This window comes from Streptomyces sp. NPDC025806, assembly GCF_055558275.1.
In genome coordinates this window covers 1-12,592 of sequence record NZ_JBVHMU010000034.1, presented here as the reverse complement: position 1 = coordinate 12,592, position 12,592 = coordinate 1, and the positions used below count along the sequence as shown (strand labels likewise).

8 protein-coding genes are annotated in these 12,592 nt (G+C 74.7%); 7 read left to right on the top strand and 1 reads right to left on the bottom strand.

Going from position 1 to position 12,592, the window contains the following annotated elements; all coding sequences use genetic code 11:
* Positions 1-13: 13 nt before the first annotated feature.
* The 3 genes from ACZ4E1_RS38565 to ACZ4E1_RS38555 all read left to right on the top strand — a co-directional run bounded on the left by ACZ4E1_RS38565 (position 14) and on the right by ACZ4E1_RS38555 (position 7,262).
* Positions 14-1,540, top strand: a complete 1,527-nt coding sequence (locus ACZ4E1_RS38565) for a hypothetical protein (protein WP_467548411.1) — start codon at positions 14-16, stop codon at positions 1,538-1,540.
* A gap of 79 nt (positions 1,541-1,619) precedes the next feature.
* Positions 1,620-2,519, top strand: coding sequence for a hypothetical protein (locus ACZ4E1_RS38560; protein WP_467548409.1), 900 nt, complete (start codon positions 1,620-1,622; stop codon positions 2,517-2,519).
* A gap of 48 nt (positions 2,520-2,567) precedes the next feature.
* Positions 2,568-7,262, top strand: a complete 4,695-nt coding sequence (locus ACZ4E1_RS38555) for a coiled-coil domain-containing protein (protein WP_467548407.1) — start codon at positions 2,568-2,570, stop codon at positions 7,260-7,262.
* A 19-nt stretch (positions 7,263-7,281) separates the two neighbouring features.
* On the opposite strand, the gene ACZ4E1_RS38550 is transcribed toward ACZ4E1_RS38555, so the two are convergent.
* The gene (locus ACZ4E1_RS38550) at positions 7,282-7,848 is read right to left on the bottom strand and encodes a hypothetical protein (protein ID WP_467548463.1); all 567 of its coding nucleotides are present in this window, start codon (positions 7,846-7,848) and stop codon (positions 7,282-7,284) included.
* Between the two features lie 309 nt (positions 7,849-8,157).
* On the opposite strand from ACZ4E1_RS38550, the gene ACZ4E1_RS38545 reads away from it, so the two are divergent.
* From ACZ4E1_RS38545 to ACZ4E1_RS38530, 4 genes are read left to right on the top strand one after another with little or no spacing between them, the layout of a single operon-like run.
* Positions 8,158-10,944, top strand: a complete 2,787-nt coding sequence (locus ACZ4E1_RS38545) for a nitrate- and nitrite sensing domain-containing protein (protein WP_467548406.1) — start codon at positions 8,158-8,160, stop codon at positions 10,942-10,944.
* Positions 10,941-11,378: a roadblock/LC7 domain-containing protein gene (locus ACZ4E1_RS38540; RefSeq protein ID WP_467548404.1), complete on the top strand. Its 438-nt coding sequence runs from the start codon at positions 10,941-10,943 to the stop codon at positions 11,376-11,378. Before ACZ4E1_RS38545 ends, ACZ4E1_RS38540 begins: the two co-directional genes overlap by 4 nt.
* Positions 11,379-11,387: 9 nt before the next feature.
* On the top strand, positions 11,388-11,792 hold the full coding sequence (locus ACZ4E1_RS38535; protein ID WP_467548402.1) for a DUF742 domain-containing protein: 405 nt from the start codon (positions 11,388-11,390) through the stop codon (positions 11,790-11,792).
* Between the two features lie 58 nt (positions 11,793-11,850).
* Positions 11,851-12,465, top strand: coding sequence for a GTP-binding protein (locus ACZ4E1_RS38530; protein WP_467548400.1), 615 nt, complete (start codon positions 11,851-11,853; stop codon positions 12,463-12,465).
* Positions 12,466-12,592: the final 127 nt, after the last annotated feature.

Sequence of the window (12,592 nt, the reverse complement as noted above, 5' to 3'; positions counted from 1 at the left end):
TACTCTGTCCTGCGTGACTTCGCCTGCCACCACGGACTCCGCTCCGCCCCAGCTCAGCGCGGCGCCGCGACCCGCACCGGGCCCGGCCGCCGACGAAGGGCTCGCGCGGCGGCTGCGCGCGCTCGCCTGCACCGCGCCGCTGCACGACCTGGACGTGCGCAAGGCCAATCTCGCGGGCGAGTACTCCACGTACGGCATGGCCGAGGTGGCGCTCTCCGCGATCGACCTCGTCACACTGAACATGGACTTCGACACGGGCGCCGACCACGAGCAGATAGTGGCTCGCCTGCTGCCCCGCGTCGCCGCCCAGGCCCCGGGCCGCCCCGCCGCCGAGCACGAGCGCGTGGCCCGCTGGGTCCTGGAGAACCTGATCAACGTCGGCAGCGTGGACCGCGGCTTCCGCGCCGTCTACGGCACCTTCGGCCCCGACGGCACGTACGTCCGCAGGGACTACGACTTCAAGCTCATCGAGGAGGTCCCCGGCTACGGGGGCGGCGTCTACCTGCGCACCACCGACGAAGCGGTCAACGTGCTGGTGGGCGCCCTCGACACGGACGTGACCAGCGCCCAGATCGCCGCCGAGGTGAAGCTCGAGGTGCTGATCAGCCGCGGTCGCCTCGCCGACGCCCAGCTCGCCGCCGAGCAGGCCCGCTACCGGACGGTCCAGTACTCGGAGACCCTCCGCAAGGCCCTCGACGCGACCAGGCGCAACGTGCGGGCGGTCGACTGGCTCCAGGCCGTCCCCGACATGATCGCCGAGGCCCTCGACCACGTGGCCGACCGCTACCGCCACGAGAACGCGATCCTGACGAACATCCGCAAGGCCCGCGACGAGTCGGAGGAGCCCGAGCACAAGCGCCGCGCCGCCGAGCTCGTCGACATCGTCAAGGACTGCATCCGCCGCCACACCCAGCTCCAGTCCCGCCTCCTGGAGGCCGGGCCGCTCTTCCGCGCCGAGCAGGACCGCCAGGCCTTCGCCGCCCCCACCAGCCGCACCGGCCTCGACCTGTACGGGCAGCTCGTCGCCCCGCTGCTGCCGCTCCCCGTGGAGAACGCGATCAAGGTGACCGACGCGTTCTTCGCCCGTGGCACCGGCCTGCGCACCCCCGTCTCCGTACGCGTCGGCGACCTCGTCGACATCCTGCTCACCCCGCCCCAGGAGCGCGAGCACCTCGGCGCCGAGATGCCCGAGCCGGACCTCATCGCCACCCCGGACGACAGCCGGTTCAGCGAGGAGCAGCTCGCGAGCGCCATGGAGCTGCTCGACCTGCCCGCCGACGCGCCCCGCCGCCTCTCGGGCCTGCTCGCCGAGGCCCGCACCCGCGATCCCGAACTGCCGTACCTGGTCGCCCTGCTGGCCGTGCACGCGGCGAGCCCGCCGGTCGGCACGGCCTACCGCCAGGGCGAGCCGAAGCTGCTCTTCGCCGTCGACGACGGCACCCAGCTCGACGACCCCGAGTTCGGCGGCGCCGACCTCATCGTCGGCACCGCGCTGCTCGACGCCGCCGGCATGGCCGCCGACCGGACGGAGGCCGCATGACGCGCGCCGCCGGGCCCGCCACCACGTACCACCCCGCAGGAATCGCAGGAACCGCAGGAACCACCGAGGAGCACCGCCCGTGACCGAGCACCCCGAAGAGCACGCCGAGTGGGGCGAGCCCGAGGCACCCGGCACCGGACCGGTCAGGGCCCCCGCGCCCGTCACCCCGGCCGACGCCGCCGACGCGGCCCGCCTGGTCTCCTTCGGTCTCCAGCCCAAGCTCCAGCCCTCCCGCGACCAGGAGTACGCCGAACTGCTGCGCCGCTACCGGGAGGACTCCGCGTTCGCCCGGCTCGCCGACGCCGTCGCCACCGGCCTCGGCCTCGTCGTCCTGGAGGTGTCCCCGCGCGCGGGGATGGCCGTCACCGCCGCGGAGGACTCCGTGTTCGCGGTCCGCATGGGCGACTACGCGCGCCGCACCGCCGCCGACTCCACCGACCGCTTCCTGCACGGCCTCGCCCACCTCGCCGTCGCCGCGCTCGCCTTCCCCCGCCCCGAGGACCTCGCCGACGACGGCTACATCGGCCGCGTGAGTGTCAACGGGGTGGACGCGTTCGTCCGCCAGGCCTGCACCAAGCTGGAGGAGCGCGCCGAGGAGGAGGGGGAGAACACGGACCCGGCGACCGACGCCCCCGGCCTGGAGGCCGCCTGGCGGATCTGGGCCCGGCGCAGCTCCACCGGTGCCACCAAGGACGCGCGCAGACTCGCCGGTTCGACCACCGGCATCGTCGGCAAGGCGCTCGCCTTCCTCACCGACTCCGGCTTCCTGCAGCGCACCGGGGACGACGGCGGCGGCACCTACCGCACCACCGCGCGCTACCAGCTTCAGGTCCGCGACATGGCCGGCACCGCCGCCATGGCCGAGCTCCTCGACCTCGGGGTGGTCCCGGTGACCGACGGCTCCGCCACCCTGCTGCCGCCCATGGACGAGGAAGCGGCCGGGCTCGTCGCCGACGCCGGTCTGCCCTTCCACTCCTGACCCGGCGTCCCCCCACCTGAACTTCCGTACCTACCACGAGAGTCCGCCATGTACGAGCTGTCCCGGGTCCGCCTCTACTCCATCGGGCCTGCCGGTGCGCGCTACGCCGACACCGTGCTCGACCTGCGGGGAGTGGGCGCGCCGGTGCCCGACCCCGCACCCCAGCAGGCGGAGTTCTTCGAGGACGAGCCCGTCGGCCCGCCGCGCCGCCCCGCACCCGCCGGCGTGCTCTTCCTGGAGAACGGCGGCGGCAAGTCGGTCCTGCTCAAGCTGATCTTCTCCGTGATGCTCCCGGGCCACCGGAACACGCTGGGCGGCGCGAGCTCCGGCGTGCTGCGCAAGTTCCTCCTCGCCGACGACTGCGGACACGTCGCCCTGGAATGGCAGCACACCCTCACGGGTGAACTCGTCGTGGTCGGCAAGGTCAGCGAATGGCGCGGCCGTCAGGTCTCCAACGACCCGCGGAAGTTCGCCGAGGCCTGGTACTCCTTCCGGCCCGGCCCCGGCATGAGCCTGGACGCGCTGCCCGTCGCCGAGGCCAGTGCCGTGCGCCCCGTCGCCGAGGGCGCCTCGGGCGCCCAGGGCCGCCGCCGCACCATGAAGGGCTTCCGCGACGCGCTCACCGAGGCGGGCAAGGCCTACGCCCACCTGGAGGTGCACTGGGAGGAGATCCACGACCGGTGGAACGAGCACCTCGGCGACCTGGGCCTGGACCCCGAACTCTTCCGCTACCAGCGGGAGATGAACGCGGACGAGGGCGAGGCCGCCGGCCTGTTCGCCGTCAAGAAGGACTCCGACTTCACCGACCTGCTGCTGCGCGCCGTCACCGACACCCGTGACACGGACGGCCTCGCCGACCTCGTGGGCGGGTTCGGGAACAAGCTGGGGCGGCGGGCCGAGCTGATCGCCGAGCGCGAGTTCACCGCGGGCTCCGTCGACCTGCTCACCCGCATCGTCGAGGCCGCCGACACCCGCTCCCGCACCCGCGACATCCACACCGCCGCAGAGCGCCGCACCCGCACCCTCGCCCGCCGCCTCTCCGCCCGCGCCGCCGTCGAGCGGGGCCGCGCCGGAGACCTCGCCCAGCAGGTCACCGCCGCCGCGCACACCGTCACCGGCGCCGACACCGCCCGCGAGCGCAGCGCCCTGATCGCGGCCGAACTGGCCTACCGGCACGCCTCCCTGGCGCTCGCCGGAGCCGAGAAGGCCGCCGCCGCCCAGAAGCGCGAACTGGCCGACGCCCGCACCCTGTACTCCGCCTGGCAGGCCGCCGAGGCCGTGCTGCGCCACCGCGCCGCCGCCGACCGCTCCGCGCGCGTGGCCGTCGCCATCCGCGAGGCCGAGCGCGACGCGGCCCCCGCCCTCGCCGCCCGCGCCAAGGCCGCCGCCGATCTCGTACGGGCCCTGCACGGCGCCGCCGGGAAGGCGGAGGAGCACGCCAACGAGGAGGAGGCGCGCTCCGCCGTCCTCCAGGAGGCCGGTGAGACCGCGCACCGCGACGCGACCGCCGCCGCCACCGAGGCCCAGCGCGCCCGCAGCGAACTCGGGCACCTGCGCCAGCGCCTGGCCGAGGTCGAGCAGGAGACCGCCGAGGCCGTCCGCGCCGGCTGGATCGACGACAGCGCGCCCGACGTCGACCCGGCCCGCGCCGCACTCGCCGCCGCGGACGCCGAGAAGACCACCGTCGCCGCCTGGGACACCGCACGCGAGGCCGCCCGTCGCGCCACCGAGCACGCCCGGGAGGCCGCCGCCGCGGAGGCGCGCGCCGAGCTCACCGCGGCCCGTGCCGCCGACGCCGCGAGCGCCGCCGAGCGAGCCCACCGCGACGAGGAGCGCACCGCCGCCTCCCTCGCCGAGGAGGAGCGCCTCGCCGCGCTGCTCGGCACCGGCGGCACCTCCCTCGCGGAGGACGAGCACTTCGGCGCGGCGGGCGGCGGCTTCCCCGGCGCCGTCCGCGCCCGCGCGGTCGCGGGCCTCGTCCCGCAGCCCCGCACCGACAGCACGACCAGCACCGAGGGCCGGCTCACCGCGGAGGACGTCGACCGCGCCGCCGACGACCTCAAGGCGCTGCTCGACGACTCGGTGGCCTCCGCCGAGCGCCGCCTGTTCGAGCTGCGCACCGCCGCCGCCGACGACGCGCGCATCCTCGGCGCCCTCGGCGACGGCGGCCTCCTGCCGCCGGGCCCCGACGTCCTCGCCACCGTCGAGTACCTGGGCGAGCACGGCATCCCCGCGCTCCCCGGCTGGCGCTACCTCGCCCAGGCCGTCGACCCGGCCGACCACGCGCGCGTGCTCGCCGCCCGGCCCGAGCTCGTCGACGGCGTCATCATCACCGACCCCGACTCGCACGCCCGCGCCCGCGAGACCCTCGCCGGCGCCGCCCTGCTGCCCCGCTCCGCCGTCGCCGTCGGCACCGCCGCCGCGCTGCTCGCCCCGACCCCGGCCGAGCCCGCGCCCGGCGCCGACGACACCGGCGTCTTCCTCGTGCCGCCGAACCCGGCCATGCACGACGAGCACGCCGCCGACGAGGAGCGACAGGCACTGCGCGAGCGCGCCGCGCAGCGCGACGAGGACATCCGGGTGCTCGCCGCCCGCCTCGGCAAGGACCGGGAGCTGGCCGCCCGCCTCGCCTCCTGGCGCTCCGGCTGCCCCGCGGGCCGCCTCGCCGAACTGGCGGCGGCAGCCCGCGACGCCCGTGCCTTCGCCGAGGAGACCGAAGCCGAGCTCGCCGAGGCCCGCACCGCGCGCGCCGAGGCCGACGAGAGCGCCGCCGAGGCGACCCATGTGCGCGACGAGCGTCAGGAGGCCGCGCAGAAGGCCCGCCGCGCCGCCGACGCGCTCGCCGGACTCGCCTACCGGCTGCGCGAGCGCGCCGCCTGGCAGGCCAAGGTCCGCGAACTGGCGGACGAGGCCGTCGAGTCCGAGGCCCGCGCCCAGACCTGCCTGGAGCGCGCCCGCGCCGCCGACGAGGACCGCCGCGCTGCCCAGCGCTCCGCCGACGACGCCCACCGCACCGCCCGCACCCTGCGCGCCGAGCGCGCCGAGATCGCCGGCGCCCCCGACGACGTACCGGAGGGCGAGACCTCGCAGGCCTCGCTGCCCGCGCTGCGCGAGGCGTACCGGGCCGCGTCCCAGGTCTACGAGAAGGTCGGGGTCGGCGCCGACCTGCGCGCCGAGCAGGCCCGCGCGGAGAGCGACGAGTCCGCCGCCCTCGCGGAGCTCGACCGGTTGAGCAACAAGGTCCGCACCCGTGCCGCCGCGCTCCTCGAATCGCCCGAGGGCTCGGACGGGCCGTCCCGGCAGGCCGCCGCGGCCCGCGCCGAGGAGCTCGTCCAGCTCCTGGAGACCCGCGCCTCCAGCGCCAGCGAGCAGCTTGGCCGGCTGCGCGGCGAGGCCGAGCGGCACGCCCCCGAGGGCGACGCCGAGGCACACACCGAGCTCCCCGAGGAGCTCGTGCCGGACGGCACCGAGCACGCCCAGACCCTGCTGCGGACGGCGACGGGCGAACTGGCGGCGCACACCGAGGCGTTGAGCGCCGCGCGCGCCGCCCACGCCGAGCTGCTCGACGCCCACCGCGCCGCCGAGGACGGGGCGGGCGGCTTCGACGAGACCGCCGCCCTCCTGCGCGACCTGCTCCGCGACCATGCCGCGGAGAGCGACGAGCAGGAGGAGCCCGAGCCCTACCCCGGCTCCCTGGACGAGGCCCGCCGCGCCGCCGCCGAGTCCCGGCGCTCGCTGCGCGGCTGCGCCGCCGACCTGTCCACCGCCGAGGCCGCCGTCCGCGAGGCGAGCGACATCCTCGTACGGCACGCGAACTCGACGCGGTACGAGCAGGTGCGCACGCCCGCGCGGCAGCAGATCCGGGAGCTGCCCGCCGTGGCGCTGCCGGAGCACGCGCAGAAGTGGGCCGACGCGTTCGCACCCCGGCTGCGCGTCCTGACCGACGAACTGGCCCAGCTGGAGCGCAACAGGGACTCGATCGTGGACCGGCTGCGCGGACTCGTGGAGTCCTCGCTGGCCACCCTGCGCTCCGCCCAGCGCCTGTCCCGGCTGCCGGAGGGTCTCGGCGAGTGGTCCGGCCAGGAGTTCCTGCGGATCCGCTTCGAGGAGCCGGACCAGGCCACGCTCACCGAGCGGCTCGGCGAGGTGATCGACGAGGCGACCCGCGCGGCCGTCAAGAAGAACTCGGACCTGCGCCGCGACGGCATGTCCCTGCTGCTGCGCGGCGTCAGCGCCGCCCTCCAGCCCAAGGGCATCGCGGTCGAGATCCTCAAGCCGGACGCGGTGCTGCGTGCCGAGCGCGTGCCGGTCGGGCAGATGGGCGACGTGTTCTCCGGTGGGCAGCTGCTCACCGCCGCCATCGCCCTGTACTGCACGATGGCGGCGCTGCGGTCGAACGACCGGGGGCGCGACAAGCACCGGCACGCAGGCACGCTGTTCCTCGACAACCCGATCGGCCGCGCCAACGCGACGTACCTGCTGGAGCTCCAGCGGGCCGTGTCCGACGCGCTCGGTGTGCAACTGCTCTACACCACCGGCCTGTTCGACACGACGGCCCTCGCCGAGTTCCCCCTCGTCATCAGGCTGCGCAACGACGCGGACCTGAGGGCCGGGCTGAAGTACATCAGCGTGGAGGAGCACCTGCGTCCCGGACTGCCGCAGCAGGACCCGGAGGGCGAGACCGTGCACGGCGAGATCACGGCCACCCGCATGTACCGCAAGCCGGAGCCGCAGGCGGGCTGACCGCCCGGCCGCCTCGCCGTCAGGTGTGCTTCAGCCGCCCGGCCCCGCCGTGCCCCCGTATGTTCTCCGGGGTGCGGCGGGCCGCGCGCCGCGCCTGGCGCCGCTCTCTGCGCAGCTGCCGGGCCGTGCTGGCGGGGGCGGACACCACCCCGTTCCGCTGGTTCCACACCTGGCGGGTCACCCAGACGTCCAGGACGCCCCAGGTCGCGACCACGGTGCTGCCGACGCTGCTGAGCACCATGGGGAAGGCGAGCCACGAGTCGGCCAGCGTGCACAGCACGGCGGTCACGGCCTGGATCAGCGTCAGCGCCACTATGAGCACGGCCCGTACGGCGGCCGTCCGCACCGGATCGGGCATGCGCCGCCGTGTCGCCGGCTCCTCGACCCACAGCTCCCTGCGCCCTGCCGTGCCCATCGCCACGTCACTCCCCACCACGTCCGGACGCCGCCGCCCGAGCCGATGATGCGCATCGGCTCTGCTGAGTGACTGCCCGGTTTGCTCCGATTCACGCCGCCTGGACGGCCCCTGCCCCGCATCGCGCGTGATCTGTGCCGGTGACCCGCGCCCGTGATCCGTGTTCGCGATCTCTGAGGTACGACGACCGGCGCCCGCGAAAGATTCCCGAATTCGGACAACTGGCCTGCTCGACACGAGAGGAGCGAAGGATTCCGGCCAACCGGCCGGACAAGCGGACGGATCTTGTTCGATCAGTCGCAGTGGATCACGGGCCGCAATCTACCGCAATGCCCGGACAACTCCCGATGCCCCCAAGGGTGTTCGGCCGAACACCATCCGGACAGGCCTTCGAGATGGTGCCGTCGCAGTAGTAGGCTCGCGCCGTTTGTTGACGCACATATGTGCCCCCTGACCGCGGGGGCGATCTTGGGGGAGGCCATGCGCTTTCGCGGGAAGTCCATCCGCCGGAAGATCGTGGCGTTGCTGCTGGTGCCGTTGTTGTCCCTGACCGCCGTCTGGGCCTTCGCCACCGTCATCACGGGCCGCGCCGCAGTACAGCTCGTCACGGCGGGCAGGATCACCGACTCGCTGGCGATCCCGCTGGTCGACACCAGCCGCTTCCTCCAGGACGAACGGCGCCAGACCCTCGTGTACCTCGCGGACCCGCGCGCCTCCGAGGCCCAGTCCGCCCTGCGCGCCAAGCGCACCGCGTCCGACGAGGCCCTGTCCGACCTCAAGGAGCGGGCCGGTGACGCCGACGCCCGCGACGACCTCGACGACCGGACCCGCGCCACCCTCGACGCCGCCGTCGAAGGCTTCGAAGGCATCGAGTCCCTGCGCCGCAACGTCGACGAGGGCACCGTCACCCGCGTCCAGGCCCTCGACTTCTACACCCGCCTCATCGCGCCGACCTACGACTTCCTGCTCGACCTCACCGCGCTCGACGACGCGGTCCTCGAACGCGAGGGCCGCGCCCTCGCCGGCCTCGTGCGGGCCCGCGAACTCCTCTCCCAGGAAGACGCCCTGGTCGGCTCCGGCCTCGTGGCCCGCCGTCTGACCGGCGTCGAACTGCGCCAGGTCTCCGACCTCGCCGCCCAGCGCACCCTGCTGTACGACACCAGCCTCGCCCTCCTGCCCGGCGACGAGCGCGCCCGCTACGAGCGCTACTGGAAGAGCCCCGACACCGCCCCCCTGCGCACCGCCGAGGACGCCGTCGTGAAGGGCGCCCCCGGCGTCCCGCGCGGGGTCACCGCGCAGAGCTGGGACCAGGCCGCCGGGACCGTGCTCGGCGACCTCGTCGACCGGGACCAGGCCGCCGCCGACCGCTACCAGGAACGCGCCCGCCCCACCGTCCTGAAGATCTTCTTCCTCGCCGGCGTCGCCGGGGTGCTCGGCCTCCTCGCCCTGCTCTTCTCCCTGTTCCTGTCGGTCCGAATCGGCCGCAGCCTCGTCCGCGACCTGCGCCGCCTGCGCCTGGAGGCCCACGAGGCCTCCGGCGTCCGGCTGCCGAGCGTCATGCGCCGGCTCGCCACCGGTGAGGAGGTCGACATCGAGACCGAGGCTCCGCGCCTGGAGTACGACAAGGACGAGATCGGGCAGGTCGGCCAGGCCCTCAACACCCTCCAGCGGTCCGCCGTCGAGGCCGCCGTCAAGCAGGCCGAACTGCGCCGCGGCGTCTCCGAGGTCTTCGTCAACCTCGCCCGCCGCAGCCAGGTTCTGCTGCACAAGCAGCTCACCCTGCTCGACACCATGGAGCGCAGGACCGAGGACACCGACGAACTCGCCGACCTGTTCCGCCTCGACCACCTCACCACGCGCATGCGCCGGCACGCCGAGGGCCTCGTCATCCTCTCCGGCGCCGCCCCCTCCCGCCAGTGGCGCAAGCCCGTCCAGCTCATGGACATCGTGCGGGCCTCCGTCGCCGAGGTCGAGGACTACGAGCGCATCGAGGTCCGCCGGCTGCCCCGCGTCGCCGTGACCGGACCGGCCGTCGCCGACGTCACCCACCTCATCGCCGAACTCCTGGAGAACGCCACGGTGTTCTCCCCGCCGCACACCGCCGTCCAGGTCCTCGGCGAGCGCGTCGCCAACGGGTTCACGCTGGAGATCCACGACCGCGGCCTCGGCATCCCTGCCGACGCGCTCCTCGACGCCAATCTGCGGCTCGCCGAGACCCCCGAGTTCGAGCTCTCCGACACCGACCGGCTCGGTCTCTTCGTCGTCAGCCGTCTCGCCCAGCGGCAGAACGTCCGCGTCTCCCTCCAGCCCTCCCCGTACGGCGGCACGACGGCCGTCGTCTTCCTTCCTGACGCGCTGCTCACGGACGACGCCCCGGACACCGAGGGCGTCGGCTTCCGGCTCGACCGGCCCGACGCGGCGCGCCGCGCGCAGAGCGTGAAGCGCGGCGAGCGGACCGCCGGCCGCGAGGGACTGCCCGGCCTGCCGCCCTCCGTCCTCGACGGGCCCGTGGAGCTCGAAGCCCCGCTGGCCACCGCCGACATGACGGAGTTCCCCGGCGCCCTCGGCGACGAGGACAGCGAGCGCGGCGGCCTCTTCCGCCCGCGCCGCCCCGTCGCCGGACTCTCCGGCGAGCAGCCCCACAAGGGCGAACAGCACCAGAAGGCCGACGAGCCCGAGCAGGACCGGGCCGGGGACGCCGAGCGCGCGGACGCGCCCGGCGGTCTGGTGGCGCTGCCCCGCCGCCGCACCCCCAAGCTCGTCAGCTCGCACGGCCGCCCCGTCACGCACGACCGTCCGGGCGACCGCGACCGCGAGCGCGCCGCCGACCCGGGGGAGCGGCACGACCGCGACGGCGACCGGCGCCGCCCGGAGCCCCTGCGCGGCGGGCCCGCCCGCGCCGCGGCGCAGCCGGCCCCGCTCGGCGACCTGCCCCGCCGCCGGGCCCGCGCCGCCGAACCGGCCCAGGAGACCCCGGCGCCGGACCCGCAGGGCCCGCAGGAGCAGACCTCCGGGTCACTGCCGCGCCGCGTCCGCCAGGCCAGCCTGGCACCGCAGTTGAAGGACGGACCGGACCGGCGCGGCGACCGCGCCCCCGGCCGCGAGGAGACCGCCTCCGCCGATCCCGCCGACCGAGACGCCGACGAGGTGCGCAGCCGCATGGCCTCGCTCCAGCGCGGCTGGCGGCGGGGCCGGGCGGAGAACGCCGCGAGTGCCGGCTCCGACGGCACAGCACAGGGAACGACATCTGAGGGGGACGGTCGATGACCGCACCGAAGGCCGCCGCACCGACCACGAACGGTGGCTCGCGGGAGCTCAACTGGCTCCTCGACGACCTGGTCGAACGTGTCGCCGGTATCCGCAAGGCGCTCGTGCTCTCCGGGGACGGGCTGCCGACCGGGGTCTCCAAGGACCTCGACCGGGAGGACAGCGAACATCTCGCCGCCGTCGCCTCCGGCTTCCACAGCCTCGCCAAGGGCGTCGGGCGGCACTTCGACGCGGGCGGTGTCCGGCAGACGGTCGTCGAGCTCGACGACGCCTTCCTGTTCGTCACCGCGGCCGGTGACGGCAGCTGCCTCGCCGTCCTGTCCGACGCCGACTCCGACGTCGGCCTCGTCGCGTACGAGATGACCCTGCTGGTCAAGCGGGTCGGCGCACATCTCGGGGCCGCGCCGCGCACGGATCTGCCCGGTGGGGGGTAACGGGTCGGTATGAGTGCAGACGGTCAGGGGACGCAGGAGACGCACCACTGGTTCGACGACGAGGCAGGGCCCGTGGTGCGCCCGTACGCCATGACACGAGGCCGCACCACCAGCGCGGCCCAGCATCGCCTCGACCTGATCGCGGTCGTCGTCGCGGAACCCCGCGCCGACGACCCGGCGACGGACCAGACCCTGTCGCCCGAGCATGTCGAGATCGTCCGTCTGAGCCGGGACCGGCCCCAGTCGGTGGCCGAGCTCGCCGCCGAACTCGACCTCCCCATAGGCGTTGTCAGAGTGCTGATAGGCGACCTCGTCGACGAGGAGCTGGTCCATGTGACCCGCCCCGTACCGCCGGCGGAGCTGCCCGACGAGAGCATTCTGCGCGACGTGATCAACGGTCTGCGCGCGCTGTGAACACCACGGAACGCCACGCGGGCCCTGTGAAACACAACCCCGACAGGAGAGACACCCCATGATCTTCGGGCGTTCCGCGCGCGGCGCGGCCCCGGTCGAGCCCGTCACGCTCAAGATCCTGGTGGCCGGCGGCTTCGGCGTCGGCAAGACCACCCTCGTCGGCGCCGTCAGCGAGATCAGGCCGCTGCGCACCGAGGAACTGCTGAGCGAGGCGGGCCGGCCCGTCGACGACATCCAGGGTGTGGAGGGCAAGCACACCACCACCGTCGCGATGGACTTCGGTCGGATCACCCTGCGCGAGGACCTGGTCCTCTACCTCTTCGGCACGCCCGGACAGGACCGCTTCTGGTTCCTGTGGGACGAGCTCGCCACCGGCGCCCTCGGCGCGGTCGTCCTCGCCGACACCCGCCGCCTGGAGGACTGTTTCGCCGCCGTCGACTACTTCGAACGGCGCGCGATCCCGTTCGTCGTCGGCGTCAACTGCTTCGACGGCGCGGCCCGCTATCCGGCCGACACGGTGCGCCAGGCGCTCGACCTGGACCCGTCCGTCCCCGTGCTGCTGTGCGACGCGCGGGACAAGGAGTCCGTGAAGGACGTGCTGGTCGGCGTCGTCGAGCACGCCGCGGCGACGGCGGCCGACCGCCGGAGCGCCGCGGCCGCCGTCACCCCGTAGGCGAACCCCGTAGGCGCGAACCCTGTAGCCGAGGCCCTAGGCCGTGTCCGGAAAGTCGATCGCTCGTTACTCCGTTCGTGGTGCGGCGACATGAACTGACGGATGAGTCTTGGGCGTTGATCGCTCC

What these genes read in the sequence shown, in the direction of transcription:
- ACZ4E1_RS38540 (WP_467548404.1), top strand. Translation starts at nt 10,941, where the DNA reads ATGACCGCACCGAAGGCCGCCGCACCGACCACGAACGGTGGCTCGCGG.
- ACZ4E1_RS38530 (WP_467548400.1), top strand. Translation starts at nt 11,851, where the DNA reads ATGATCTTCGGGCGTTCCGCGCGCGGCGCGGCCCCGGTCGAGCCCGTC.
- ACZ4E1_RS38535 (WP_467548402.1), top strand. Translation starts at nt 11,388, where the DNA reads ATGAGTGCAGACGGTCAGGGGACGCAGGAGACGCACCACTGGTTCGAC.
- ACZ4E1_RS38555 (WP_467548407.1), top strand. Translation starts at nt 2,568, where the DNA reads ATGTACGAGCTGTCCCGGGTCCGCCTCTACTCCATCGGGCCTGCCGGT.
- ACZ4E1_RS38545 (WP_467548406.1), top strand. Translation starts at nt 8,158, where the DNA reads ATGCGCTTTCGCGGGAAGTCCATCCGCCGGAAGATCGTGGCGTTGCTG.